The 26,068-nt window shown below is 68.5% G+C and carries 21 protein-coding genes; 16 read left to right on the top strand and 5 right to left on the bottom strand.

Translation table 11 applies throughout. From position 1 onward, the window contains the following. Window positions 1-4: 4 nt before the first annotated feature. Window positions 5-3,343, top strand: coding sequence for an ATP-binding protein (locus tag G6N57_RS04635; protein ID WP_165777817.1), 3,339 nt, complete (start codon window positions 5-7; stop codon window positions 3,341-3,343). A 16-nt stretch (window positions 3,344-3,359) separates the two neighbouring features. Here G6N57_RS04635 and G6N57_RS04630 read toward each other — a convergent pair whose 3' ends face one another. Further along, the gene (locus G6N57_RS04630) at window positions 3,360-4,049 is read right to left on the bottom strand and encodes a hemerythrin domain-containing protein (protein ID WP_077739491.1); all 690 of its coding nucleotides are present in this window, start codon (window positions 4,047-4,049) and stop codon (window positions 3,360-3,362) included. 125 nt (window positions 4,050-4,174) lie between these two features. Between G6N57_RS04630 and G6N57_RS04625 the strand changes: the two genes are divergently transcribed. Beyond that, window positions 4,175-4,990: a DUF5718 family protein gene (locus tag G6N57_RS04625; RefSeq protein ID WP_077739490.1), complete on the top strand. Its 816-nt coding sequence runs from the start codon at window positions 4,175-4,177 to the stop codon at window positions 4,988-4,990. On the opposite strand, the gene G6N57_RS04620 is transcribed toward G6N57_RS04625, so the two are convergent. Together G6N57_RS04620 and G6N57_RS04615 are read right to left on the bottom strand one after the other, a co-directional pair. After that, window positions 4,987-5,328, bottom strand: a complete 342-nt coding sequence (locus G6N57_RS04620) for a hypothetical protein (protein WP_077739489.1) — start codon at window positions 5,326-5,328, stop codon at window positions 4,987-4,989. The two genes, G6N57_RS04625 and G6N57_RS04620, sit on opposite strands and share 4 nt — an antisense overlap. After that, window positions 5,325-6,881, bottom strand: a complete 1,557-nt coding sequence (locus G6N57_RS04615) for an MBL fold metallo-hydrolase (protein WP_163646599.1) — start codon at window positions 6,879-6,881, stop codon at window positions 5,325-5,327. Before G6N57_RS04615 ends, G6N57_RS04620 begins: the two co-directional genes overlap by 4 nt. A gap of 90 nt (window positions 6,882-6,971) precedes the next feature. Here G6N57_RS04615 and G6N57_RS04610 point away from each other — a divergent pair, with 90 nt between their 5' ends. The 3 genes from G6N57_RS04610 to G6N57_RS04600 are packed head-to-tail and all read left to right on the top strand — an operon-like array spanning window position 6,972 to window position 9,353. Beyond that, window positions 6,972-7,763 carry a lysophospholipid acyltransferase family protein gene (locus G6N57_RS04610; RefSeq protein WP_077740688.1) on the top strand — a complete coding sequence of 264 codons (792 nt, stop codon included), beginning with the start codon at window positions 6,972-6,974 and terminating at the stop codon, window positions 7,761-7,763. 7 nt (window positions 7,764-7,770) lie between these two features. Further along, window positions 7,771-8,529: a lysophospholipid acyltransferase family protein gene (locus tag G6N57_RS04605; RefSeq protein WP_077740687.1), complete on the top strand. Its 759-nt coding sequence runs from the start codon at window positions 7,771-7,773 to the stop codon at window positions 8,527-8,529. Then, window positions 8,529-9,353, top strand: a complete 825-nt coding sequence (locus G6N57_RS04600; protein WP_097926420.1) for an HAD family hydrolase — start codon at window positions 8,529-8,531, stop codon at window positions 9,351-9,353. Before G6N57_RS04605 ends, G6N57_RS04600 begins: the two co-directional genes overlap by 1 nt. A gap of 4 nt (window positions 9,354-9,357) precedes the next feature. Here G6N57_RS04600 and G6N57_RS04595 read toward each other — a convergent pair whose 3' ends face one another. Both G6N57_RS04595 and G6N57_RS04590 read right to left on the bottom strand, forming a co-directional pair. Then, window positions 9,358-10,974, bottom strand: coding sequence for an N-acetylmuramoyl-L-alanine amidase (locus tag G6N57_RS04595; RefSeq protein ID WP_077740685.1), 1,617 nt, complete (start codon window positions 10,972-10,974; stop codon window positions 9,358-9,360). 141 nt (window positions 10,975-11,115) lie between these two features. Continuing rightward, window positions 11,116-12,087, bottom strand: a complete 972-nt coding sequence (locus G6N57_RS04590) for a hypothetical protein (RefSeq protein WP_097926421.1) — start codon at window positions 12,085-12,087, stop codon at window positions 11,116-11,118. A 239-nt stretch (window positions 12,088-12,326) separates the two neighbouring features. On the opposite strand from G6N57_RS04590, the gene glf reads away from it, so the two are divergent. The 11 genes from glf to fadD32 all read left to right on the top strand — a co-directional run bounded on the left by glf (window position 12,327) and on the right by fadD32 (window position 26,062). Continuing rightward, window positions 12,327-13,565 (top strand): UDP-galactopyranose mutase, encoded by a 1,239-nt coding sequence (gene glf / locus G6N57_RS04585; protein ID WP_077740684.1) that lies wholly within the window; start codon window positions 12,327-12,329, stop codon window positions 13,563-13,565. Then, the gene (locus G6N57_RS04580) at window positions 13,562-15,499 is read left to right on the top strand and encodes a glycosyltransferase (RefSeq protein ID WP_077740683.1); all 1,938 of its coding nucleotides are present in this window, start codon (window positions 13,562-13,564) and stop codon (window positions 15,497-15,499) included. Before glf ends, G6N57_RS04580 begins: the two co-directional genes overlap by 4 nt. A 1-nt stretch (window position 15,500) precedes the next feature. Then, window positions 15,501-16,034 carry a phosphatase PAP2 family protein gene (locus G6N57_RS04575; protein WP_077740682.1) on the top strand — a complete coding sequence of 178 codons (534 nt, stop codon included), beginning with the start codon at window positions 15,501-15,503 and terminating at the stop codon, window positions 16,032-16,034. Next, window positions 16,031-16,972 (top strand): decaprenyl-phosphate phosphoribosyltransferase, encoded by a 942-nt coding sequence (locus G6N57_RS04570; RefSeq protein WP_077740681.1) that lies wholly within the window; start codon window positions 16,031-16,033, stop codon window positions 16,970-16,972. The genes G6N57_RS04575 and G6N57_RS04570 overlap by 4 nt, the downstream gene beginning before the upstream one ends. Further along, window positions 16,953-18,995, top strand: a complete 2,043-nt coding sequence (gene zomB, locus G6N57_RS04565) for a terminal beta-(1->2)-arabinofuranosyltransferase (protein ID WP_407665974.1) — start codon at window positions 16,953-16,955, stop codon at window positions 18,993-18,995. Before G6N57_RS04570 ends, zomB begins: the two co-directional genes overlap by 20 nt. Before the next feature lie 72 nt (window positions 18,996-19,067). Further along, the gene (locus tag G6N57_RS04560) at window positions 19,068-20,126 is read left to right on the top strand and encodes an esterase family protein (RefSeq protein WP_163646597.1); all 1,059 of its coding nucleotides are present in this window, start codon (window positions 19,068-19,070) and stop codon (window positions 20,124-20,126) included. 134 nt (window positions 20,127-20,260) lie between these two features. Further along, on the top strand, window positions 20,261-21,256 hold the full coding sequence (locus G6N57_RS04555; RefSeq protein ID WP_036443089.1) for an esterase family protein: 996 nt from the start codon (window positions 20,261-20,263) through the stop codon (window positions 21,254-21,256). Between the two features lie 166 nt (window positions 21,257-21,422). Further along, window positions 21,423-22,334 (top strand): alpha/beta hydrolase-fold protein, encoded by a 912-nt coding sequence (locus G6N57_RS04550; RefSeq protein ID WP_077740680.1) that lies wholly within the window; start codon window positions 21,423-21,425, stop codon window positions 22,332-22,334. 75 nt (window positions 22,335-22,409) lie between these two features. After that, a complete protein-coding gene (locus tag G6N57_RS04545; protein ID WP_077741927.1) occupies window positions 22,410-22,859 on the top strand; it encodes a DUF732 domain-containing protein in 450 nt (149 codons plus the stop codon). Window positions 22,860-22,901: 42 nt separating this feature from the next. Beyond that, the gene (culp6, locus tag G6N57_RS04540) at window positions 22,902-23,918 is read left to right on the top strand and encodes a carboxylesterase Culp6 (protein WP_077740679.1); all 1,017 of its coding nucleotides are present in this window, start codon (window positions 22,902-22,904) and stop codon (window positions 23,916-23,918) included. Window positions 23,919-24,172: 254 nt separating this feature from the next. Beyond that, the gene (gene fadD32 / locus G6N57_RS04535; protein WP_077740678.1) at window positions 24,173-26,062 is read left to right on the top strand and encodes a long-chain-fatty-acid--AMP ligase FadD32; all 1,890 of its coding nucleotides are present in this window, start codon (window positions 24,173-24,175) and stop codon (window positions 26,060-26,062) included. Window positions 26,063-26,068: the final 6 nt, after the last annotated feature.

Below are 26,068 nucleotides of genomic sequence, written 5' to 3'. Positions count from 1 at the left end.
GACGATGACGGGGGATGACCCGCTGGTGCGGGTGAGGGTGCTGGGCCCGGTACAGGCCTGGGTCGGTGACGATCCGGTAGATCTCGGGGCCAGGCTGCAGCGGGCGTTGTTGGCGCGGTTGGTGGTCGCGCACGGCCATACGGTGTCCGTCGACCGGCTGATCGACGACCTGTGGGAGGGCGAACCGCCGCCCAAGGCGTTGTCGGCGCTGCAGGTTTACGTTTCGCATCTGCGGCGTGCGCTCGAGCCAGGGCGTGAGCGGCGGGCCCCGGCCCGCATCCTGGTCAGCGCCGCGCCGGGATATTGCCTGCGGCTGCCGGTCGCTGCTGTCGACGCCTGGCAGTTTGAAGCCAAAGTCACTGCGGCGTATGAGGAATCGGATGCACAGCGGCGCGTGCGTCTGCTGGAGGAGGCGCTGGCCGGTTGGTCGGGGGACCCGTTCGCGGGTGCGGGCGACGCGTTGTGGGCCGCACCGGAAGTAGCCCGCCTGACCGAACTGCGGCTGAGCGCGGTGGAGGCCCAGGCCGCCGCGCAGGTCGAACTCGGCCGGTACGGCACCGTCGTCGCCGCGCTGGAACGGCATGTCCGCGCGCATCCCGGCCGGGAGGGCGCCGCTGCCGTACTGGCCACGGCGTTGTACCGCACCGGACGTCAGACGGACGCGCTGGACGTGTTGCGGCGCACCAGGGATCACCTCGTCGACGAGCTGGGACTGGAACCCGGCCGGGCGCTGCGCGACCTCGAACGCGACATCTTGTGTCAGGCCGACCATCTGGAGCCGTCGAGCCCGCTGCCGCAACCGGCGATACCGGAGCTGGCGTCCCCCGATCGGGTGGAGACCACCGCCTACGGCAGGGCCGAGGAACTTGCCGAGATCGACTCGGCCGCAAGCGCTGTCGTCACCGGCGGCAGCGGCGTGCTGTGGGTTGCGGGCGAAGCGGGATCCGGCAAGACCACTCTGGCGGCCGCCGCGACGAGCCGGTTGCGCGCAGCGGGCTGGCGGACGGTGCACGGCCGCTGTCCGGAGGTGCACGGCGCGCCGGCCGGGTGGGCCTGGACCGAGGTGCTGCGGGAACTTCTGGACGGCGGCGCGCCTGCGGACGACAGGCAGGCGCTGGCTCCGTTGCTGCACGACGGCGCCGTCGTCGAGCCAGGCACGTTCTGGCTGGGGCACGCGGTCGCCGACGTGCTGAGCGCGGCCGCCGAGGCGCAGCCGCTGGCCGTGGTGCTCGACGACCTGCACCGGACCGACGGGCTGACGCTGGAGCTGCTGCGGCTGGTGGCCGACCGGATCAAGGACCTTCCGGTGTTGGTCATCGGTACCTATCGGCCGTCCGAGGACCGGGGCGAACTGGAGGTGGCGCGCGCGGCGTTGACGGTGCACACCGCGGCGCACCTGATGCTGGGCGGGCTGGACGCGGCGGCCACCGCCGCGCTGGCCGCCGATTGCGGGATGACCGCGGCCAGTGGCGAGGCCCTGCGGTTGCTGCGGGAGCGCACCGGTGGCAATCCGCTGTTCGTCCGGGAACTCGCCAGGCTGATGGCGGCCGAAGGTCCGGACGCGGTGTGGGCGTCGGTGCCGGTCGGGGTGCGGGATGTGTTGCGGCGCAGGCTGGCCCGGCTGCCCGGCCAGACGGTCACCGCATTGCGTCAGGCCGCGGTGCTGGGCCGTGACATCGATGTCGACCTGCTTTCCGAACTGGGCCGCAGCGACCCCGACGACCTGCTCGACGCGTTGGAGCCGGCCGTCCTGCTGGGCCTGCTCGACGAGCCCGAGCCCGGCCGGTTGCGCTTCGCCCACGCGCTGGTTCGCGACACGCTCTACGAGGACACCTCGAAGTTGCGCCGGTCCCGATTGCACGGCGCGGCGCTGGAGCTGCTCCGCGCGCCGGGCCGGTCGGTCGACCCGGCTGCCCTGGCGCACCACGCCGTCGCCGCGGCGACCGCCGAAACCTCCTTGACTGCTGCGGCTTTCGCGACAGAGGCGGCACGGGAGGCGGACTCCGTCGGCGCCCACGCGGAAGCCGCCCGGCAGTGGCGTGCCGCCGTGCAGATGCTGGAGCTGGCGGCCGGCCGCCGGTTGCTGCCCCGCGCCGACGGGCTGGACGACGAGATCGCCGCCCGGTGCGGGCTGATCTCCGCGCTGGCGCAGTCCGGCGACGCCGTCGCCGCGCGCATCGAGATGAAGGCCGCGCTGCAACTGCTGACCGGGAAGTCACGCGACGACCTGACGGTCCGGGTCCTCACCGCCTGGGACACCCCGTTGGTGTGGCGGGACCGCGAATACGACGAATCCGACTCGCAGATGATCGGGCTGCTGCGCCAGATGCTGGCCGGTAGCGGAAGCGGACAGCCCACTGAACTCTCAGTGGCCGACCGGATCCGGCTGCTCAAGGCGCTGTACGTGGAACTGGAGGGCACCGACCCGGACGGGGCACTGGCCGCCAGCACGGAACTGCTCGATCTGGCGCGACAGGCCTACGCCGAGGACCCGGGTGCCTCGGGCCGGCTGTTGTGCACGGCGCTCAACGTCCGGGCCTACTGCGCGTTGGGACCGGACCTCGATGCCGAACGCGATTCGACCGCCGCCGAACTGCTGCGGACCGCCGAGGCCACCGAGCAGGCCGACTATCAGGCGGTGGCGCACTGGCTGCTCTCGCTGGCGGCAGGCCATCGCTCCGATCTGGCGACGGCGAAACGGCACGTCGACATCGCGGTGGCCCGCGCAGGCACCGGGCAGCTCGTCCATCTCCTCGGCGTGCTCGGTCTGTTCCGGGCCCGGATGCACCTGTTGGCAGGGCGTTTGGACGATGCGGTGAGCGCCTACACCGATCTGGCCGCGCGCATGGTGGAGAACGGTGCGGCCAACGGGGCCAAGCTGGCGATGGTGGGCCGCGTGACGGGCGAGTTCTGCCTCGGGGATCTCGGCCTGCTGGCCGACGAGCTGGTGTTCTTCTACCGCGAGGTGTCGGTGGCCGCGCTCGACGCCGCGGTGCTGGCCCTCATCGCGCGGGGCCGTGACGCCGAGGCCCGCGAGCTGTGGCGGGACCGCAGGCCGATCGAGCGGGCGTACTTCTGGCTCCCGTTCACGGTGCTGCGCGTCAATGCGGCGGTGGCGCTCGGCGATCTGGCGGAGGCCAGGGCCCGGGCGGCCGATCTGGGCGCGTATTCCGGCCGGATCGCCGGGCTCGGGGTGGACGGGCTGATGGTGGGCCCGGTCGACGAGGCGCTCGCCGCCGCCGCCGACGCGCTGGGCCGCCCGGACGAAGCACGTGGCTACCGCGAGGCGGCCGCGACGTTGCGGGACCGGCTGGCCGAACAGGCCACGGCCTTCATCGACTGACGCCGGCGGTGCCGGATTATCGGCTCACGCCGAACACCGCCCGTTCCCGCCGCCGGTGCACCAGTCGCAGCGCGGAGAGCATGACCCGCAGCCCGATTCCGGTGTGTTGTGCCAGGGTCGCACGTTCGTCGTCGGTCATCACGGCCAGCGAGCGCGGGCCGTCGAACGACATGCGGCTGCCGTCTTTCGCGGCGCGTTCCACCGATTCCCAGTCCGCCACCGAGACGTGCTCGGTGATCAGCGGAAACACCTCGAGTTCCTCGTCGTTGATGTGCTCGGTCAGCAGGGCCGAGAGTTCAGCCAGCTCAATGGCCATGAGACCGGCGAGCTGGCGGTCGCCCATCGACAGCCGGAAGGCGGCGGCACGGGCCCGCAACTGGTCCAGCCTCGGGTCGAGGGCAGCGTGGTCGTCGGTCAGCTCGCTCAGGTCGACATGACTGCCCACGCTGGCTTGGATCACGGGCCACAGCACGGAGTCCTCGATGGTGTGGTGATGGTGGATGGAATCGCACAGCCATTCCAGGTAGCGGGAGATCGCCCGGGCCCGGCCGGGCGTGCAGATCACATCCCGGTCCCGCACCGCCGTGGCCAGGTCGGTCAGCCGGAGCAGATCGGCCAGCATGGCGCGGTGCGCCAGGGTGATACCCAGGAGGTCCGGTGCGGGATCGCCTTCACGGCGGGGTGCGACGGTGACGGTGGTTGGCACGGCGGTGCTCCTCGGGTTGTGCCGATCGCCGGGTGACGGATCGGAAGTCTTGGAGCACAGCCTGCTTCCGGGGACTTAAGTGCGACTTGTATCCGGCTTGTCGCGGCCACAGTAGGGTTGCAGCCATGATCGACATCGACCTTGGCGAAGTGCGCAACTGGTTCGGCTTCGGTGTGGCCGGTAACTTCGCGGGCCATCTTGAGCAGGCGGGCGAAGCCGGGGATTTCGTCAAGGTCGTGACCGAAGGGTATGCGCCCAAAGGCATCTTCCCGTGGTACGCGCCCGGCCGGGACGATTTTCTCGGCGAATTTCCGCTGTCCACCGACGCGATCCTGCTGCCCGAGCCCGGTGAGATCGACGGCCCGCTGAACCTGCAGATCGAGCCCGAGGTCGGGGTGGCCTGCCATGTGGTGTGGAGCGGCGACACCGTGGTGCGGCTCGAGCCGTTCGCCCTCGGTGCCTTCAACGACTGCTCGATCCGCAGGCCCGGCGCACCGAAGATCAGCTACAAGAAGAACTGGGGCCCGGCCTCCAAAGGGGTTGCGCCGCAGTTCTTCGAGATCAGCGACCTCACCCCGGACGGCCCGACCGCCACGATGCGGCTGGTCTGCTATCTGAGTGAGGACGACGGTGAGCAGCACGCCTACGGGGTGGATTCACCCCTGGTCGGCTACTCGTACTACGGCGAGGTGCTGCTGGACTGGATCGTCGAACGGCTGGCCAACCAGAAGGGTTCGGCCGACACCCCGTTGGAGGACGTCGGCGCCCTGATGGTGGCCAGCGGCCACCCGGAGAACGTGTTGATCGGTATCGGCGCCACCCGCTACACCCCGCTGGGCGAGTCGACCTACCTCAAGCCGGGCGACGAGGCCATCGTCCGCGTCTACGACAGCGCCTCCAGCGCGGCTTCGGAACTGCGGCAGGTGGTCTCGGCCCGCTAGCGGCCGAGCAGCTCGTCCAGGAGCGCGACGAATTCGGTGGGCCGTTGTGGCGTGAACGCCGGATCGGGCCGGGTCCCGTTGACCTTCAAGGTGATCAGGGTCGACTTGATGGGCCGCCACACGTCCAGCGGCAGCCAGCGGCGTAGGCGCAGGTCACCGCTGCCCCAGATGCGGAACCGGTTGAGTACCAGGCCGAGTGACTCGGCCCGGTACGAGCGGATGTCCCGCAGCGGGATCACCTTCGACGTTCCCGACGGGAAGTGGTAGCGCCGCAAGGTGATCGCCTCGCGATCCAGCTGGATCAGGCCGTCGTCGTAGTACTGGCGCGGTGCGGTCATTGCTTGCTGCACCGCAACTCGTGGCCCTTGGTGGTCAGGCATTTGCCGTTCTCCAGGTTCCATTGCCAGCCGTGCAGGTTGCAGGTGAGGGTGTTGCCTTCGACCACACCGAATTTCGAGAGGTCGGCTTTGAGGTGGGGGCAGCGGCGCTGGATTTCCCAGCCGTCGAGGGTGATCGAGGAGGTGTCGTCGTGGGCTTCGGCGAACCAGCCGTCGGCATAGGCGATGCGTTCGTCGGTGAGGCATTTGAAGAACGTGTACAGGTATTCGTTGTAGCCGCCGACCCGCCAGGCCTTGAAGCGGGTGGACAGGAAGATGGTGTTCACCCAGTCCGGCTCGTTGTCGCGCAGCACGGTGCGCACCAGCTCGGGCGGGATCGCGAAGCCGTAACGGAACTTCTCATCGGCGATGGGTTCACGCACAAGACGTTTCGGGAAATCCAGGACCACGGTCTCGCTGTGCCCGGGGCCCGACAGCCGCAGCTCGACCGGATAGCCGATGCCGTCGCAGATCTGATCGGTCTGGCTCATGATCGGCTCGAACAACGCGCGCAGCCCGGGCAGTAGCGGCTGGCCGGCGGCCGGGGCCCACGACGCCTTCTGCGCGGCGATCACCGGGGCCATCCGCTGGGCGTACTGCTCGATGTAGTCGGCCTTGCCGGTGGTGAAGATCGTCTCCGGGTCGGCGACCGGGTGGGTCAGCGAATCCAGGTGCGAGCCGCTGAATTCGGCGGTGCTGCCCGGGACCATCAGCAGGCCCCGGTCGTGGCCGTGGCGGCGCATCTGATCGAGGAACACCACCTGGTCGGGAAAGATGTTGGCCGGATCGCCGTGGTCGTCGTTGAGGTCGCGCAACTCGTCGTCGAGGAAGCAGGGCGGTCCGGCCGAGGGGATCACCCACGTCGCCCCGACCTGCGCGATGTACTGGCGGCACCGGTCCATCTGGCGCTGGCGTTTTTGCACACCGAAGGCCTCTTTGGCGCGGGCCGGCATGTCGTAGACCATCGGGTACCAGATGGCGCCCGAGTACTGCAGCATGTGCACGTCGATCTGGCCGAAGTCGGCGTGCAACATATCCAGATCGACCGGGCGCGCGTCGTTCATGTTGAACACCACGGTCTGGCCGTCGTCGATGACCAGGCCCGAATCGCCGATCGGGCCGTCGGCGGGGGCGCGCAGCGCGATGATCATCACATCCAGGTCGCCCTTGGGCCCGCTGACGGTGTGCTTGACCGAATCGGTGGTCTCGAAGAACCGGTGAAATCCCAGGGCTTGGAGTTCGCGTTGCAGGTCGGGCACCGGGAAGTCGGGCAGCAGCACCACCGCGTCCTTGTTGACGTGACGGCGCAGGTTCTCCGGGTCGAAGTGGTCCTTGTGCAGGTGTGACACGTAGAGGTAATCGACGTCACCGAGGGTGTCCCAGTCCAGTCCGCTGTTGTCGGGGAACGGGAACCACGAGGCGAAGTAGGCGGGGTTGACCCAGGGGTCGCACAAAATGCTGCCAGCCTTGGTCTGGATCAGGAAGCCGGCATGCCCGACGCTGGTGACCTGCACAAACGGCCTTTCGATGGAGTACTTCGATGCCCGCCCAGCCTAGCCCGAGTTGGGTGACGCGCCGATCCGGGCTGGGATTAGGCTGGCTACGTGGAACCGGTTTACGGGACAGTCATACAACTCGCTCGGGCCGCCTGGCGGCTGCAGGGGCTGAAGTTCACGGTGACCGGGGTGGAGAACCTCCCGGTCACCGGCGGCGCGGTGGTGGCCATCAACCACACCAGCTACTTCGACTTCACGTTCGCCGGCTTGCCTGCCTACCTGCAGAAGCGGGGCCGCAAGGTGCGGTTCATGGCAAAGAAGGAAGTCTTCGACAACAAGGTCACCGGCCCGATCATGCGGAGCCTGCGCCACATCGAGGTGGACCGCGACAGCGGGGCGGCCTCGTTCGAGGCCGCGGTCGACTACCTCAAGGCCGGTGAGCTGGTCGGGGTGTACCCGGAGGCCACGATCAGCCGCAGCTTCGAGATCAAGGACTTCAAGTCCGGTGCGGCGCGGATGGCGATCGAGGCCGGGGTGCCGATCGTGCCGCACATCGTGTGGGGTGCCCAGCGCATCTGGACCAAGGGCTACCCGAAGAACCTCTACCGGCCCAAGGTGCCGATCTCGATCGCGGTCGGCGAGCCCATCCAGCCGACGCTGCCGGCGGCCGAACTCACCGCACTCCTGCATTCACGGATGCAGCACCTGCTGGCGCAGGTTCAGGACGCCTACGGCCCGCATCCGCCCGGCGCGTTCTGGGTGCCGCACCGCCTGGGCGGCTCGGCGCCGACGCTGGCCGAGGCCAACCGGATGGACGCCGAGGAGGCCGCGGCGAAAGCGGCCAGGAGAGCCGAGGCCGGCCCCGCCGGACCTGCTGAACCCACCGGGGCCCCGGGGTAAGCCGCGTATGGAACCGGTTTTCCGAAGTTTGGAGATCACCGCCAGGCTCGCGGTCCGGGCCACCGGCACCCGGATCACCTTCCGCGGGCTGGAAAACCTTCCCGTCACGGGTGGTGCCGTCGTCGCGATCAACCACACCAGCTACGTCGATTTCCTGCCCGCCGGTCTGGCGGCCACCGAACGGGGCCGGCGGATGCGGTTCATGATCAAGGCCGAGATGGAGCAGGTGAAGCCCGTGGGTTACCTGATCAAGCACACCGGGACGATCCCGGTGGACCGCCGGGCCGGGGCAGGCGCCTACGCCGTCGCGGTTGATGCGTTGCGCAGCGGCGAACTGGTCGGGGTGTATCCGGAGGCCACGATCAGCCGCAGCTTCGAGCTCAAGGACTTCAAGACCGGCGCGGCCCGGATGGCCTCGGAGGCCGGGGTGCCGATCATCCCGTTGATCGTCTGGGGCGCGCAGCGGATCTGGACCAAGGATCATCCGAAGTCGCTGGGGCACAAGAGAATTCCGATCTCGGTGGTGGTAGGTGAACCGATCCGGGCGGCGGGTGCGGTGGCCCGGATCGACGAGACCCTCCGGGCCGGGATGTCGGCACTGCTGACCGAGGCTCAGCGCGATTACCCCGCACCGGCCGGGGCGTACTGGGTTCCGCACCGGCTCGGCGGAAGCGCGCCGACCCTGGCGCAGGCCAAGCGGCTCGATGAGGCGGAGTTGGCCGAACGCGCGCGTAAGCGGGCGAGCGAAGCGACGGGAAAAAAGTGATGAGCGCGGAGCGGGCGCCGGGGCTGATCGCCACCGACGTGGACGGAACGTTGCTCGACGAGGACGAGAAGGTCACGCCGCGCACCCGGGCGGCGGTCCAGGCCGCGGTCGAGGCGGGAGCCACGTTCGTGCTGGCCACCGGGCGCCCGCCACGCTGGATCGCGCCGGTGGTCGACGGTCTCGGGCTGGCGCCGATGGCGGTGTGCGCCAACGGCGCGGTGATCTATGACCCGGCCACCGATCGGATCGTCTCGGCCCACACGCTGTCGGCCGATGTGCTCGGCGAGCTCGCCGAGATCGCCACGCGGGTGATCCCCGGCGCGGGACTGGCGGTGGAACGGGTGGGCGCCTCCGCGCATGACGCGGCGACACCGCAGTTCGTCAGCTCGCCGGGCTACGAGCATGCTTGGCTCAACCCGGACAACACCGAGGTGTCGGTCGAGGACCTGCTCAGTGCCCCCGCGGTCAAGCTGCTCATCCGCAAGGCCGGCGCACGCAGCGCCGACATGGCCGCCGAACTGCTCAAACACATTGGTTTACAGGGCGATATCACCTACTCGACCAACAACGGTCTGATCGAGGTGGTGCCGCTGGGCATCAGCAAGGCCACCGGTGTGGAGGAGCTGGCAGCTCCGCTGGGGCTCGCCGCCGGCGACATCGTGACCTTTGGCGACATGCCCAATGACATCCCGATGCTCCGCTGGGCGGGGCGCGGTGTGGCGATGGGCAATGCGCACCCAGAGGCGGTGGACGCGGCCGACGAGGTTACTCAGACCAATGCGCAGGACGGCGTGGCCCGGGTGTTGGAGCGCTGGTGGTCCTGAGCGCTCAGGTGATCGGGGTGAAGCGCTCCAGCTGCACCGGCTGCTGATCGGGCGACGGCGGCGGGAGTTCCACCGGCATACCGTCGACCACGCGCGTGACGGTGCCCTTCTCCCGGTCGAAGTTCAGCGTGCCGTGCTGGAAGTTCTGCACGATCCACTGGGGTTCGGGGATTTCGGCACTGGTCGGCAGGCCCAGGGCTCCGCGCTCGAAGCCGAGTGTTCCCCAGGCCTCGTAGATGGCGCCGGTGACCGGTTCGGCACCGCTCTCGGGTGACCAGTACACGGCGCCGCGCTCGAAGGTCGCGTACCGGGAGGTGCCTGCGCCTGCGGACTCGGGTGAGGTGGGGTTGCCGAGCATGCCGGTCGGACCGCCTTCTGCCTGCCAGCGGTTGTAGATCGCGCCGCCGCGCATCTGCTCGGCCAGGTCGGCGGGGCCGGGTGGCTGGTTGAACCGCGCGGCGATGTCGCGGATGCGGTCCATCTGGGCGTAGGCCGCGTTGCCGGGGCAGTCGGTGATGCCGACGTCGCGGTGGGTGAAGATCGTCGGCAGGGTCGGGGTGGCGCCGCGCGGGAAGTGGGTGAAGGACCCGCCCGCGGAGGTGAGTACGACGGTGCCGTGCGGGTCGACGCGATCGAGGCCGAGTCGCCAGCCGAGCAGCCGTCCGGTGTTGCGCACCTGGATCTCGGTGGGCGGCACGACGTCGAAGTCGCCCATCATCGCCACTCCCCAGGTGTCGATGTTGAAGCCGCCGGTGTGGGAACCCTCGACGGGCTTGTCCATCCCGCCCGCGCGGCCTTCGAAGACCTGCCCGAACTTGTCGACCATCGCGTTGTAGGCGATGTCGCACCAGCCCAGCTCACGGGTGTGGTACTCGTAGATCGACCGGACGATGCCCGCTGAATCCTCGGGGGCGTAGTCGTTGCTGCCCGCGGTGTGGTGCACGATGCCGGCTCGGATGCCCTTGTCGTACACGGTGTTTCCGCATCGCATCGACTCGTTGGCGCCCCACTGCGCGCGGGTGATGATGGTCGGCGGTTGGCCGGGGTTGATGGCGGCGGTGGGCAGCGGGCCGACGTCGACGGGTGCCTGGGGCGGGCTGATCAGCACCGCGGTGACGTTCTGGCCGATGGGGGCCTCGACGTTGGCGGGCACGTAGCCGAGTGCCGGCTTGGGCGCCGCCGGCTTGCCGTTCTTGCCGGGCGGTGGTGGCGGTGCCTGGGGTGCGCGGGTGACCGAGATCTGCACGGTGTTGGTGCGGCCGACGAACACCGGTTCGGTGCCGCGTGGGCCAGGGGTGTCGGCGCCCACACCGTCGAGGTTCTCGGCCTGGTACCAGGGTCCCCAGCTGCCGTCGTCCTTGCGGGCGCGAACCCGGGCGGATGTGCCGCGCAGGTCCGGTGAGGTGAGCGCGACCATCGAGAAGGGACTGTCCTGATGGATCTCGCGGATGCTCTCGCCGACCGCGAGGTTGTCGAGCGGTTGCTGGGTGAGCTGTGGTGCAGCACTGGGCTGGTCGGATTGTTCGCCGGAATCGGTGCCTGCGATCGCCCACGGCACGATCACGACCGTCGCCGCAAGGGCGGTGAAGAGAATCGACGGCGCGGAACGACGGGACTGCACGGACTGATGTTACGTATGGGTCTGATGTTACGAATGTTTCGACACGGCCCGTTTCGTGATCTTTCGTTCCGCGGATTCCACACAACGGCACCGCAGAGCCGGATGGCTTCTGCGGTGCCGTTCTTCTAACCGGGCTTGTACTTACGGGGCCGGTGCGGGGGCCGGGGCAGGCGCCGCGGGCACCGGCGGCTTCATCGCCGAGGTGATGGCCGGCATCACCATGCCCTTGAGCAGGTCGATGGCCTGTCCCGCGCCGAGCTGGTTGGCCGCGCTGGACAGATCACCGAACAGGCCTCCGCCGCCACCACCGGTGGCAGGCATCGCCGACAGCGACGGGTCGGCGCCCAGGAGCGGGTAGGTGCCCGCGCTCGGGTCGAGCCCGATCGGAGACGAGATCGGCACCTCGCCCGGGGCGCCGCCAAGGCCGCCCAGCCCGCCGAGTGACGGGTCGAGGCCCGCAGGCGAGGCGGTGAGGCCGTTGCCGCCCAACGAGGTCGGCGTCGTCGTCAGCCCGCCCGGTGCGCCGCCGGGGCTGAGCGCCGGGTTGGTCAGCGAGCCCGCCGGGTTGGTCAGCGAGCCGGGGGACGGAGGGGTGAGGGCCGGGTTGGTCAGTGACCCTGCGCCGCCGGCCGGGGTGAGGGCCGGGTCGGTGAGCGACCCGGTTGCCGACGGCAGCGCCCCTGCCGGTGAGCCGGCGGTGGGGGACAGGCCGTTGGGGCTGGTCAGCGTCGGGTCAGGGGATGCCAGCCCGGGTGCGGTCAAACCCTGACCCGGCAGGCCGCCGGGCGGGGTCAGGCCCGGTGCGGTCAGGCCCTGGGAGGCCAGGCCGGGTGAGGTCAGGGTCGGCGAGCCGAGGGTCGGCGTCGGCGACGAGCCCGTCAGCAGGCTGTTCGGCATCGGCGGCAGGTTGATGCCGAACTGGGACAGGCCCTGCGACAGCGCGGACATCAGTTCCCCGGGCAGGTCGGTGACCAGTGCGGCCTGGGTGAACTCACGCTCCTGTGGCGCGGGGGACAGCTGCGACATGGCAACAAGGGCGACTGGACTTGCGACGGCCACTGCGGCGACTGCGCTCATGGCTGTCGAGAGCTTGCGTCGACGGCGGTTCGGCACGGAAGTCTCCTCAATATGTTTACTGCAAGGACTGCACTTCGGATTGCGGGGTGGTGCTTTCCTCTTGCTTCGTCGGCGTTCCGGACCAGATGCTGTGAAGCCCATGATTGCCAACGAGATCGATGTTAAAGCTGTGACTCGTGGGTCTAAAGTGGCGATATTGAATCGTGAGCGAATTGCGACCTGGCCCCTTCGTTGAATTCGGGGCACGGGGGCGTGGTCGGATACCCTGGCTGCCGATGACGTCCTTATCTCCCCGGCTCACGACCGACCAGTCCAGCGGACATTTCGACTTATTCGTCGTCGGCTCCGGTTTCTTCGGCCTGACGATCGCTGAGCGCGTGGCGACGCAACTGGGCAAGCGTGTCCTTGTTATCGAGCGCCGCCCGCATATCGGCGGCAACGCCTATTCGGAAGCCGAGCCGCAGACCGGTATCGAGGTCCACAAGTACGGCGCCCACCTGTTCCACACCTCCAACCAACGGGTGTGGGATTACGTGCGGCAGTTCACCGACTTCACCGGCTATCAGCACCGCGTCTTCGCGATGCATGCCGGCCAGGCCTACCAGTTCCCGATGGGGCTGGGCCTGGTCTCGCAGTTCTTCGGCCGCTACTTCACCCCGGACGAGGCCCGCGCCCTGATCAAGGAGCAGGCCAGCGAGATCGCCGGACATGAGGCGGCCAACTTCGAGGAGAAGGCCATCTCGCTGATCGGGCGCCCGCTCTACGAGGCGTTCGTCAAGGCCTATACCGCCAAGCAATGGCAGACCGACCCCAAGGAACTGCCCGCGGCCAACATCACCCGGCTGCCGGTGCGCTACACGTTCGACAACCGCTACTTCAACGACACCTACGAAGGCCTGCCGGTCGACGGGTACACCGCGTGGCTGGAGAACATGGCCGCCGACGACCGCATCGAGGTGCGGCTGGACACCGACTGGTTCGATGTCCGCGACGAGCTTCGCGCCGCCAACCCCGACGCCCCCGTGGTGTACACCGGTCCGCTCGACCGTTACTTCGACTACTCCGAGGGCCGGTTGGGCTGGCGCACACTGGATTTCGATCTCGAAGTGCTCGACACCGGAGACTTCCAGGGCACCCCGGTGATGAACTACAACGACGCCGACGTGGATTACACGCGCATCCACGAGTTCCGCCATTTCCACCCGGAGCGGGACTACCCGGCCGACAAGACCGTGATCATGCGGGAGTACTCGCGATTCGCCAAAGAAGACGACGAGCCGTACTACCCGATCAACACCGAATCCGACCGTGCCCTGCTGGCCTCCTACCGGGCCCGCGCCAAGGCCGAGACCGCCACGGCGAAGGTGCTTTTCGGCGGCCGGCTGGGCACCTACCAGTACCTCGACATGCACATGGCCATCGCCAGTGCACTGAACATGTACGACAACACCCTGGCACCGCACCTGTCCGACGGTGCGCCGCTGGCTACCGAAGAGGAAAGCAGCAAAGCATGAGTGACATCCCATCCGGCGCACTCGACGCCGGAGAATCGCGGGCCGTCAGTCTGCTGGCCCGCGTCATCCTGCCGCGACCGGGCGAGCCGCTGGACGTTCGCAAGCTCTACCTCGACGAGGACCCGACCAACGCCCGCCGGGCGCATGCGCCGACCCGCACGACCCTGGAGATCGGCACGGAGTCCGGGATCTCGTTCGCGACCTACTTCAACGCGTTCCCGGCCAGCTACTGGCGTCGCTGGTCGACCCTGAAGTCGGTGGTCCTGCGCGTCGAGCTGACCGGCACGGCCCGCGTCGACGTGTACCGGTCCAAGGCCACCGGTGCCCGCATCACGGTCGGCGGTGCCCCCGTGTCCAGCGGCGACTCGTCCGAACCGGCCGCCGTCGAGTTCGAGATCGACCTGACCCCGTTCGAGGACGGCGGCTGGATCTGGTTCGACATCACGAGCAACACCGCGGTGCGGGTGCACAGCGCCGGCTGGTACGCCCCGACGCCCGCGCCGGGCCGGGCCAACATCGCCGTCGGAATCCCGACCTTCAACCGGCCTTCGGACTGTGTCAACGCCCTTGCCGCGCTGACCTCGGATCCGTTGGTGGACGAGGTGATCAGCGCGGTCATCGTGTCCGACCAGGGCACCAGCAAGGCCAAGGACCATCCTGGTTTCGAGGCCGCCGCGGCCGCGCTGGGCAACCGGCTGACGATCCACAATCAGCCCAACCTCGGCGGGTCCGGCGGCTACAGCCGCGTCATGTACGAGGCGCTGAAGAACACCGACTGTGAGCAGATCCTGTTCATGGACGACGACATCCGCATCGAACCCGATTCGATCCTGCGGGCCTTGGCGATGAACCGGTTCGCGAAGGAACCGACCCTGGTCGGCGGCCAGATGCTCAACCTGCAGGAGCCGTCACACCTGCACATCATGGGCGAGATGGTGGACCGGACCAACTTCATGTGGTCGGCCGCCCCCAACGCCGAATACGACCACGACTTCGCCAAACACCCGCTCGACGACACCGATTCGGCCCGCAGCAAGCTGTTGCACCGCCGGATCGACGTCGACTTCAACGGCTGGTGGATGTGCATGATCCCGCGCCAGGTGGCCGAGGAGCTCGGTCAGCCGTTGCCGCTGTTCATCAAGTGGGACGACGTCGAGTACGGCCTGCGCGCCGCCGAGCACGGCTACCGCACGGTCACCCTGCCCGGCGCGGCGATCTGGCACATGGCCTGGAGCGACAAGGACGACGCGATCGACTGGCAGGCCTACTTCCACCTGCGCAACCGGTTGGTGGTCTCTGCCCTGCACTGGGACGGCGACGCGCGCGGGCTGCTGGCCAGCCACCTCAAGGCCACGTTCAAACACCTTCTGTGCCTTGAGTATTCGACGGTCGCGATCCAGAACCGGGCCATGGAGGACTTCCTGGGCGGTCCGGAACACATCTTCTCCATCCTGGAATCGGCGCTGCCCGACGTCCGCAAGATGCGCCAGGAGTACCCGGACGCCGTCGTGCTGCCCGGTGCCACCGAGCTGCCTGCGGCCTCGGACCTCAAGCGCAAGAAGATCGGTATCCCGGTGTCCAAGCCGGCCATCCTGGTGAACCTGGCCCGCGGGGTCGTGCACCAGCTGCGCCGGCACGATCCGGAGACCCACATCCGGCCGCAGATCAATGTCGCCACCCAGGACGCCCGCTGGTTCTCGCTGTGCCGTGTCGACGGGGTCACCGTCACCACCGCCGATGGTCGCGGTGTGGTGTACCGGCAACGCGACCGCGCCAAGATGTTCGCGTTGCTGCGCGCCTCGCTGCGCCAGCAGTTGCGCGTGGTCCGTCAGTTCGACCGGATGCGCAAGGTCTATCGTGAGGCGCTGCCGGTGCTGACCAGCACCCAGAAGTGGGAGACGGTGTTGCTGACAGAGTCGGCGGAGAAAAACTGACATGACCGATGCCCCGCGCGGCGAGGACGCCGTGTTGGTTGCCGTGCAGTCCGCCCTGGCCACCCGGCCCGGCGTCCTGCGCGGCGCGCGTGCGTTGTCGCATTTCGGTGAGCACAGCCTGGGTTGGCTCGGGCTCGCCGCCGTCGGTGCCCTGGCCCAGCCGGCCAAGCGCAAGTCGTGGCTGGCGGTGGGCGCCGGGGCGTTCCTGGCCCATGCCGCCGCGGTCCTGATCAAGCGGGTGGTGCGCCGGGAGCGGCCGCATCACCCCGACATTGCCGTGAACGTCGGGACGCCGAGCCGGTTGAGTTTCCCGTCGGCACATGCCACCTCGACCGCCGCGGCGGCCGTGCTGCTGGCCCGGACCACGGGCCTGCCGGTGCGGGCCGCGCTGGTGGTGCCGATGGCGCTGTCGCGTCTGGTGCTGGGCGTGCACTATCCCACCGACGTGCTGACCGGCGTGGCCGTCGGGACGGTCGTGGGTTCTGTGGTCGGAAAAACTGCCGGTGTCGGGCCGAAGGAGACTGTGGCCAAATGAGTGAGGAAGCGCAGCCGGAGGCCGGTCCGCCCAAGAATCTGGCGACCGGCCTGATCAAGGCGCTGCGGCCACGGCAGTGGATCAAGAACCTGCTGGTGCTGGCGGCCCCCTTGGCCGCCGTCGGCAGCGGGATCGAGTATGACTACGCCGACCTCGGCTACAAGGTGTCGATCGCGTTCGTGGTGTTCTGTCTGGCCGCGTCGTCGATCTACCTGATCAACGACGCACGTGACGTCGAGGCCGACCGGGCCCATCCCACCAAGCGGTTCCGGCCGATCGCCGCGGGCGTGGTGCCGGAGTCGCTGGCCTACGTGGTGGCCATCGTGCTCGCACTGGCCTCGCTGGGCATCTCATGGTTGCTGACCCCGGACCTGGCCCTGGTGATGGCGGTGTACATCGCCATCCAGCTGGCGTACTGCTTCGGCCTCAAGCACCAGGCGGTGCTCGACATCTGCATCGTGTCCTCGGGGTTCCTGCTCCGCGCGATCGCCGGTGGCGTGGCCGCCGATATCCCGCTGTCGCAGTGGTTCCTCCTGGTGATGGCCTTCGGTTCGTTGTTCATGGCCGCCGGAAAGCGTTATGCGGAGCTGCAATTGGCCGAGCGCACCGGTGCCAAGATCCGCAAGTCGCTGGAGCGCTACACCAGCAGCTACCTGCGCTTCGTGTGGACGTTGTCGGCCACCGCGATGGTGGTCTGCTACGGCCTGTGGGCCTTCGGGCGCGACAGTGCCAACGACGCGCTGGGGCTCGACGGCCAGGATGCGTCGTGGTACGCGATCACGATGGTTCCGTTCACGATCGCGATCCTGCGCTATGCGGTTGACATTGATGGTGGCATCGCCGGTGAGCCAGAGGAGATCGCGCTGAAAGACCGAGTGCTGCAGATCCTGTTCCTGGCGTGGATCGGAACCATCGGTGCTGCCATCTACTTCAGCTGACCGAATTACTCTGCGCCGCCTGGCGGGTGGCGTGGGTGACCGGTTGGCGCGCTGGCCGGTGTTTCCGTACGACGTCACGGTGCGGATCAGCCTGTGGGTGAGCGTGGTCGTGGTGGCCGGGCTGTTCGGCTGGGGCGCCTGGCAGCGCCGCTGGATCGCCGACGACGGCCTGATCGTGCTGCGCACCGTGCGAAACCTGTTGGCGGGCAACGGCCCGGTTTTCAACGCGGGTGAGCGGATCGAGGCCAACACCTCCACGGTGTGGACCTACCTGGTGGCGCTGGGCGCCTGGCTCGGCGGCCCGGTCCGGATGGAGTACGTGGCCCTGGCGTTCGCGCTGACGCTCAGCGTGCTCGGCGTCGTGCTGGCGATGCTCGGTACCGGCCGGCTGTACGCCCCGAGCCTGCAGGGTCGCCGCGCGCTGCTGCTGCCCGCAGGCGTGCTGGTCTACATCGCGGTCCCGCCGGCTCGCGACTTCGCCACCTCGGGTCTCGAAAACGGTTTGGTGCTGGCCTATTTGGGCTTGCTGTGGTGGATGATGGTGTGCTGGTCGCAGGCGCTGCGCGCGGCGCCCAAAACGGTCGGTCGGGGCAGCCCGAAGACCGCGCCGCCGCCGGTGTCGAGCCGGTACTTCGAGGGCGCACTGGCCGCCGTCGCCGGGCTGAGCGTGCTGATCCGCCCCGAGTTGGCGTTGATCGGCGGCGGCGCCCTGGTGATGATGCTGATCGCGGCGCGCGGCTGGCGTCGCCGGGTCCTGATCGTGGTGGCCGGTGGGCTGCTGCCGGTCGCCTACCAGATCTTCCGGATGGGTTACTACGGGCTGCTGGTGCCGGGCACCGCGGTGGCCAAGGACGCCTCGGGATCCAAGTGGTCCCAGGGCCTGACGTATCTCACCAATTTCAACCAGCCGTACCTGCTGTGGGTGCCGGTGATGCTGCTGGCCGCGCTCGGCGCGGTGCTGCTGACCACCAGGACCCGGCCGTGGTGGGTCCGCCACCAGGTGCCGCGCGGCTACGGCTGGCTGGCCCGGACCGTCCAAAGCCCGGCTGCGGTAGTGCTTTTCATGTTCGTCAGCGGGTTGCTGCAGGCGATCTACTGGGTGCGCCAGGGCGGTGACTTCATGCACGGCCGGGTGTTGCTGACCCCGTTGTTCTGCCTGCTGATGCCGGTCGCGGTGATCCCCGTCGTGCTGCCAGACGGCACCAAGTTCACCCGGGAGACGGGTTACCTCCTGGCCGCGGCCACGAGCGTGCTGTGGGCCGCGGTGGTGGGGTGGTCGATCTGGGCCGCCAACTCGCCCGGTCTCGGCGCCGACGGGACGCGCGTCACCTACACCGGCATCGTCGACGAGCGCCGGTTCTACTCGCAGGCCACCGGTCACGCCCACCCGTTGACCGCCGCGGATTACCTGGACTACCCGCGCATGCGGGCGGTGCTGACCGCGATCAACAACACCCCCGACGGGGCGCTGTTGTTGCCGTCGGGCAACTACGACGTGTGGGACGTCGTCCCCGCCTATCCGCCCCCTCCGGACCTCACCCCGGCGGAGCGGCGGGTGCTGCGCACGCCGCACACCGTGTTCTTCACCAACATGGGCATGCTGGGCATGAACGTCGGGCTCGACGTCCGGGTCATCGACCAGATCGGCCTGACGAACCCGCTGGCGATGCACACCCAGCGGTTGACCGATGGCCGGATCGGTCACGACAAGAACCTGTTCCCGGACTGGGCCGTGGCCGAGGGGCCGTTCCTCAAGACCAGGCCCTACGTCCCGCAGTACCTGGACGAGGAATGGATCGCCCAGGCCGAGGCGGCGCTGGCCTGCCCGCCCACCGAGTCGATGCTGAACTCGGTACGCGGAGAGATGAGTCCGCGACGGTTCCTGTCCAACCTGGCGCACGCGTATGAGTTCACGAAGTACCGGATCGACCGGGTGCCGCTCTATGACCTCAAGCGCTGCGGACTGCCGGTTCCCGAGCCCAAGAAGCCGCCGTACACGGGGATGCCCGCGACCGGTCCGTAACGCTGGACGGACCCGGGCCGATACCCAGACGAGCCTGTGCACAGATCTTGAATGGACGGTACGAAAAAACCGATGCTGACCTCTGGTGTCTCCGTCGTGCGCCATTGGGGCCGGCGCCTGCTGACGGCCACGGCCGCGATCGCGATGCTGCCCACTCTCGGGGCGCTCGCGGCGGCGCCGCCCGCGGGGGCCTTCTCCCGCGAGGGGCTGCCGGTCGAGTACCTCGACGTGTACTCGCCGTCGATGGGTCGCAGCATCCGCGTGCAGTTCCAGGGTCCGGCGTCGGCGCCCGCTCCGGCGAGCACCACCGAGGGCGCCCCGGCCGAGCCGGCCCCGGCGACCGCGCCGAGCGGCCCGAGCAAGGCGGTCTACCTGCTGGACGGCATGCGTGCCCAGGATGACTTCAGCGGCTGGGACATCAACACCCCCGCGTTCGAGTGGTTCTACGGTTCCGGCATCTCGACGGTGATGCCGGTCGGCGGGCAGTCCAGCTTCTACAGCGACTGGTACTCGCCGTCGACTCTGAACAAGCAGACCTACACCTACAAATGGGAGACGTTCCTCACACAGGAGCTCCCGGCGTACCTTTCGGCCAAGAAGCAGGTCTCCCCGACGGGCAACGCGGTGGTCGGGCTGTCCATGTCGGGCGGTGCCGCGCTGATCCTGTCGGCCTACCACCCTGGTCAGTTCAGCTATGCCGCATCGCTGTCGGGTTTCCTCAACCCGTCGGCTCTGCTGATGCAACAGGCAATCCGGGTCGCGATGCTCGATGCGGGCCGCTACAACGTCGACAACATGTGGGGTCTGCCGTGGGACGGCGCCTGGAAGCGCAACGACCCGATCAAGCAGGTCGCCAAGATCGTGGCGAACGGCACCCGGCTGTGGGTGTACTGCGCGCCGGGCGGTGCCACCGGGCTCGACGAGGGTTCCGACCCGAATCTCGCGATGAGCGCCAGCAGCCTGGAAACGCTGGCAATCAAGAGCAACAAGGATTTTCAGGACGCCTACGTCAAGGCGGGCGGCAACAACGGGAGCTTTCACTTCCCACCGGCGGGCAACCATGCCTGGCCGTACTGGGCGGCTCAGTTGCAGGCCTTGAAACCAGACCTGATCGCGACCATCAACGGCTGAGGGGCGACCAGGGACGACAACTGCTGCAGAGAAGCACCACGCGTTCGTGTGGTTGACTACACGGGCACGTGAGCCGCTTACGTCGGTGCGAATCGATGTGCGGAATACGAAGAAGAGATCAGATAGGGAGCGGTATGAAGTTCGTTGGGAAGATGCGCGGCCTGTCGCGCCGGTTGACGGTTGCGGTCGCCGCAGCAGCCGTGCTGCCTGGCCTGGTTGGCGTCGTAGGCGGCTCGGCGACCGCTGGAGCCTGGTCTCGACCTGGCCTGCCGGTCGAGTATCTCGAAGTTCCGTCGGCAGCGATGGGACGTGACATCAAGGTCGAGTTCCAGAGCGGTGGCGCGGGCGCACCCGCGCTGTACCTGCTCGACGGTATGCGCGCTCGCGAAGATCAGAACGGCTGGGACATCGAACTGCCGACGTTCGAGTGGTTCCTGAACTCGGGCATCTCGGTCGTCATGCCGGTCGGTGGCCAGTCCAGCTTCTACAGCGACTGGTACAAGCCGGCGTGTGGCAGCAAGGACGGCGGCTGCAAGACCTACAAGTGGGAGACCTTCCTGACCCAGGAGCTCCCGGCGTGGCTGGCGGCCAACAAGGACGTGAAGTCGACCGGCAGCGCCGTGGTCGGTCTGTCGATGGCCGGTTCGTCGGCGCTGATGCTGTCGGCTCGCCACCCGGATCAGTTCATCTACGCATCCTCGCTGTCGGGCACGTTGAACCCGTCCGAGGGCTGGTGGCCGATGCTGATCGGTGTCTCCATGGGTGACGCCGGTGGCTACAAGGCCGACGACATGTGGGGCTCGACGGGCGACCCGAACAACGCCTGGAAGGCCAACGACCCGACCGAGAACGTCGCGACCCTGGCCAACAACGGCACGCGCCTGTGGGTGTACTGCGGTAACGGCAAGCCGGGCGAGCTCGGTGGCACCGACCTGCCCGCCAAGTTCCTCGAGGGCTTCGTCTGCCGGACGAACTCCACCTTCCAGGAGAAGTACATCGCAGCCGGTGGCAAGAACGCGGTGTTCAACTTCCCGCAGAGCGGTACGCACAACTGGGCCTACTGGGGCCAGCAGCTGCAGGCCATGAAGCCTGACCTGCAGCGTGTCCTGGGCGCGACCCCGACCGCCTGAGCGGACGTAGGTAGCACCAGCTGAGACAGGAAGACGGCGGCGATCCCCACGGGGTCGCCGCCGTCAGCCGTTTCTGGGCCCCGGCTGTGGTTGCGATGTGGTTCACTACAACGCGGGTTACGTGTGCGGGGGCACTTCGAGCGACCGGCAGCAGGAGAGGTTGATGATGAGGCGTGCGTTGAGTCTGATGCGGGCGATGCTGCTGGCCCTGCTGGCCCCGGTGCTCGGTGCCGGCCTCTGGGCGGTGTCGGCGACGACGGGTGCTCCGGCGCGTGCCGATGGGGTCGAGTACCTGATAGTCCCCTCGGCTGCCATGGGCCGCGACATTCCCGTGGCATTCCAGGGCGGTGGCCCGCACGCCGTGTTCCTGCTCGACGCGTTCAATGCGGCTCCCGACGTGAGCAACTGGGTCAACGCCGGCCACGCCATGTCGACCCTGGCCGGCCGCGGTATCTCGGTGGCGGCCCCGGCGGGCGGCGCGTGGAGCCTCTACACCAACTGGGAGCAGGACGGCAGCAAGCAGTGGGAGACCTTCCTGTCGGCCGAGCTGCCGGACTGGCTGGCCGCCAACAAGGGTCTGGCCCCGGGCGGGCACGGGATCGTGGGCGCCTCGCAGGGCGGTACCGCCGCGTTGACGCTGGCCGCGTTCCACCCCGACCGGTTCCGGTTCGCCGGATCGCTGTCGGGTTTCCTGACCCCGTCGGCCACCACCCTCAACGGCGCGATCACGGCCGGGCTCGCGGAGTTCGGCGGAGTGGACAGCTACGGCATGTGGGGTGCCCCACAGCTGGGCCGCTGGAAGTGGCATGACCCCGACGTGCACGTGCAGCTGCTGGCCGATGCCAACACGCGGCTGTGGGTGTACAGCCCGGGCACGCTCACCTGCAGCGACCCCGCCGCGATGATCGGTGTCTGCGATCAGGCGCAGGGCAGCAACAGGTCGTTCTACCAGCACTACCGCGCCGTCGGCGGCAGCAACGGGCACTTCGACATCCCGTCCGGTGGCCAGCACGACTGGGGCAGCTGGGCCCCGCAGCTGGCGCAGATGTCCGGCGAACTGGTCGCGACCATCAAGTAGACATCCGGGCGGCCCGCCGGAATGACCAGAATCAGCTGCGCCGGGGCACTTTTCACCAGCCGGTACGGTGGAAGCGTGCAGCACACGGTACGGTCGGCCACCCTGGTGGTAGCGGTGTCCGCTGCGTCGTTGCTCACGGCATGCGATGCGGGCGGTGACATCATGGCGCCGCTGGCTCTGCCCACGTCACAGGTCAACGGGGCACAGCCGCAGGCGGCATCCGCCCAGCCGCAGCAGGTCCGTGGCGGCGAGCTGGAGCTCACGTCGCAGCAGCACACCTACCTCGATGAACTCAAGGCCGCCGGGATCACCCCGTCCAGTGAGCTGTTGGCGCTGTCGATCGGGTCCTACGTGTGCCAGGCCCGCGCCGCCAGGCAGAATGACCAGGCCGTGCGCGATTTCGTCCTTCCGCTGGTGCGCAGCGATGTCCGGGCGGCCCGGACCGGTCAGGAAAGCCCGACCCCCGGTGAGATCGACACCGCCGCCACCGACTACATCCGCACCGCCACCGAACATCTCTGCTGAGAAGCAGATCACCGCACCGCACGCGAGGAGCCCGAGTAACCCATGGCCAAAAATGCCAGCCGCAGGAAGCGTCACCGCATCCTGGCCCTGATCGCCGCCGCGGCGATGGCACTCGTCGTGGTGCTGGTGGTGACGATCGTGGTGATCGTGATGCGCCGTCCCGAAACCCCCTCGGCCCCGCCGACGGCTCAGCCTCCGGCCGGGGTGCCTGGCGGCCCGTCGACGACGCGTAAGCCGCGCCCGGAGTTCCAGTCCGCCGACTGTCCCGACGTGATGATGGTGTCCATCCCCGGCACGTGGGAGTCGTCGCCGCTGGATGACCCGTTCAACCCGACGCAGTTCCCGCTGTCGCTGATGACCAATGTCAGCAGGCCGATGGCCGAGCAGTTCGACAAGGCACGCCTTGAGGTCTACACGGTGCCGTACACCGCGCAGTTCCATAACCCGTTCGCCGCCGACAAGCAGATGTCGTACAACGACAGCCGCGCGGAGGGGAAGCGCACCGCGGTCAAGGCCATGACGGACATGAACGACCGCTGCCCGCTGACGAGCTACGTGATCGCCGGATTCTCGCAGGGCGCGGTGATCGGTGGTGACCTGGCCAGCGACATCGGCAACGGACGCGGCCCGGTCGACGAGGACCTGGTGCTGGGCGTGACGCTGATCGCCGACGGCCGCCGCCAGCTCGGTGTCGGGCAGGACATCGGCCCCAACCCGCCGGGCCAGGGCGCCGAGATCACCCTGCACGAGGTTCCGGTGCTGTCCGAGATGGGTCTGACCATGACGGGCCCCCGGCAGGGCGGCTTCGGTGCGCTCAACGACCGGACCAACCAGATCTGCGGCAAGGGCGATTTGATCTGCTCGGCGCCCGAGGAGGCGTTCTCGATCTTCAATCTGCCCAAGACGCTGGAGACACTGACCGGCAGCGCCGCCGGTCCGGTGCACGCGCTGTACAACACCCCGCAGTTCTGGGTGGAGAACGGGCAGACCGCGACCCAGTGGACTCTGGCCTGGGCCAAGGACCTGGTGGACAACGCGCCGCATCCGAAGCACGGTTGACACCGAACACGCCCGGGACGCGACTCGCGTGGCGGATTTGGCCGGGACCGTCACGGTCCCCTAACATTAAGAGAAAAATAAGAGCTTCGCGCGTGCGTGGTTGGTTGACTAGAGCCGTCAGCTGACTCGTGGGCGTGGTCGCCGCGCCCGGTACGATCGTCCGGGTTTGGGTACGTAAGGCCGCCGAGTGGCTGCAACGCACCGCCAGTGACGTGCGACAACGCGACGAGTACGGCTCTGACAGGAGAAGTTAAATGCCGTTCATCAATCCGTTCATCAAGGACGGTCAGATCAAGTTCCCTGACGGAGCCAGCGTCGTCGAGCATGTCGAGCGCTGGGCCAAGGTCCGCAGCGACAAGCTGGCATACCGCTTCCTGGACTTCTCCACCGAACGTGACGGCGTCGCCCGCGACCTGACCTGGTCCCAGTTCAGTGCCCGTAACAAGGCGGTGGCCGCTCGCCTTCAGCAGGTCACCCAGCCCGGTGATCGCGTCGCCATCCTGTGCCCGCAGAACCTGGACTACCTGGTCGCCTTCTTCGGCGCGATCTACGCCGGGCGCATCGCGGTGCCGCTGTTCGATCCGTCCGAGCCCGGTCACGTGGGCCGCCTGCACGCCGTGCTGGACAACTGCCACCCGTCGGCGATCCTGACCACCACCGAGGCCGCGGAGGGCGTACGGAAGTTCTTCCGCAGCCGTCCGGCCAACCAGCGTCCCCGCGTCATCGCCGTCGACGCCGTTCCGGACGACGTCGCGGCCACCTGGATCCACCCGGAGGGTCCGGACGAGACCACCATCGCGTACCTGCAGTACACCTCGGGCTCGACCCGCATCCCGACCGGTGTTCAGATCACGCACCTGAACATGGCGACCAACATCGTGCAGATCGTCGAGGCGCTCGAGGGCGAAGAGGGCGACCGTGGTCTGTCCTGGCTGCCGTTCTTCCACGACATGGGTCTGATCACCGCGCTGATCGCCCCGATGATCGGCCACTACTTCACCTTCATGACCCCGGCCGCCTTCGTGCGCAGGCCCGAACGGTGGATCCGGGAGATGGCCCGCAAGGAAGGTGACACCGGCGGCGTCATCTCGGTGGCCCCGAACTTCGCGTTCGACCACGCGGCTGCTCGTGGCGTGCCGAAGGACGGCGAGCCACTCGATCTCTCCAACGTCAAGGCCGTGCTCAACGGCAGCGAGCCGATCTCGGCAGCCACCGTGCGCCGGTTCAACGAGGCCTTCAGCCCGTTCGGCTTCCCGGCCAAGGCGATCAAGCCGTCCTACGGCCTGGCCGAGGCCACGTTGATGGTGTCGACCACGCCGTCCGCCGAAGAGCCCAAGATCATCTACGTCGACCGCGACGAGCTCAACACGGGCCGGATCGTCGAGGTGGACGCTGACTCGCCCAAGGCGGTCGCCCAGGCCTCGGCCGGCCGGGTCGGCGTATCGGAGTGGGCCGTCATCGTGGACGCCGAGAGCGCGACCGAGCTGCCCGACGGCCAGATCGGCGAGATCTGGATGAGCGGCCAGAACATGGGCACGGGCTACTGGGGGAAGCCGGAAGAGACTGTCAACGTCTTCCAGAACACGCTGAAGTCGCGGACCAGCCCGTCGCACGCCGAGGGCGCCGAAGACGACGCCACCTGGGTTCGTACCGGCGACTACGGCGCCTTCTACGACGGCGACCTGTACATCACCGGCCGCGTCAAGGACCTGGTGATCATCGACGGCCGCAACCACTACCCGCAGGACCTGGAGTACTCGGCGCAGGAGGCCAGCAAGGCGCTGCGCACCGGCTACGTCGCGGCCTTCTCGGTGCCGGCCAACCAGCTGCCCGACGAGGTGTTCGAGAACGCGCACTCGGGTCTGCACCGCGATGAGGACGACACCTCCGAGCAGCTGGTGATCGTCGCCGAGCGCGCCCCCGGTGCGCACAAGCTCGAGGTCGGCCCGATCACCGATGACATCCGGGCCGCGATCGCCGTGCGCCACGGCGTCACCGTCCGCGACGTGCTGCTGACCGCGGCCGGCGCCATCCCGCGTACCTCCAGCGGCAAGATCGGCCGTCGGGCCTGCCGTTCGGCGTACCTGGACGGCACACTGCGCAGCGGCAAGATTGCCAACGCGTTCCCCGACGAGACGGACTGAGCTGAG

Origin of the sequence: Mycolicibacterium boenickei (assembly GCF_010731295.1) — a bacterium.
Classification (GTDB): domain Bacteria; phylum Actinomycetota; class Actinomycetes; order Mycobacteriales; family Mycobacteriaceae; genus Mycobacterium; species Mycobacterium boenickei.
This window is presented reverse-complemented; position numbering and strand designations above follow the sequence as displayed.

Bases quoted from the DNA above. Each gene is read 5' to 3' on its own strand.
- G6N57_RS04635 (WP_165777817.1), top strand. From the start codon at position 5: ATGACGGGGGATGACCCGCTGGTGCGGGTGAGGGTGCTGGGCCCGGTA.
- G6N57_RS04625 (WP_077739490.1), top strand. From the start codon at position 4,175: ATGATCGACATCGACCTTGGCGAAGTGCGCAACTGGTTCGGCTTCGGT.
- G6N57_RS04620 (WP_077739489.1), bottom strand. From the start codon at position 5,328: ATGACCGCACCGCGCCAGTACTACGACGACGGCCTGATCCAGCTGGAT.
- G6N57_RS04605 (WP_077740687.1), top strand. From the start codon at position 7,771: ATGGAACCGGTTTTCCGAAGTTTGGAGATCACCGCCAGGCTCGCGGTC.
- G6N57_RS04600 (WP_097926420.1), top strand. From the start codon at position 8,529: ATGAGCGCGGAGCGGGCGCCGGGGCTGATCGCCACCGACGTGGACGGA.
- glf (WP_077740684.1), top strand. From the start codon at position 12,327: ATGACGTCCTTATCTCCCCGGCTCACGACCGACCAGTCCAGCGGACAT.
- G6N57_RS04580 (WP_077740683.1), top strand. From the start codon at position 13,562: ATGAGTGACATCCCATCCGGCGCACTCGACGCCGGAGAATCGCGGGCC.
- G6N57_RS04575 (WP_077740682.1), top strand. From the start codon at position 15,501: ATGACCGATGCCCCGCGCGGCGAGGACGCCGTGTTGGTTGCCGTGCAG.
- G6N57_RS04570 (WP_077740681.1), top strand. From the start codon at position 16,031: ATGAGTGAGGAAGCGCAGCCGGAGGCCGGTCCGCCCAAGAATCTGGCG.
- G6N57_RS04560 (WP_163646597.1), top strand. From the start codon at position 19,068: ATGCTGACCTCTGGTGTCTCCGTCGTGCGCCATTGGGGCCGGCGCCTG.
- G6N57_RS04555 (WP_036443089.1), top strand. From the start codon at position 20,261: ATGAAGTTCGTTGGGAAGATGCGCGGCCTGTCGCGCCGGTTGACGGTT.
- G6N57_RS04550 (WP_077740680.1), top strand. From the start codon at position 21,423: ATGAGGCGTGCGTTGAGTCTGATGCGGGCGATGCTGCTGGCCCTGCTG.
- culp6 (WP_077740679.1), top strand. From the start codon at position 22,902: ATGGCCAAAAATGCCAGCCGCAGGAAGCGTCACCGCATCCTGGCCCTG.
- fadD32 (WP_077740678.1), top strand. From the start codon at position 24,173: ATGCCGTTCATCAATCCGTTCATCAAGGACGGTCAGATCAAGTTCCCT.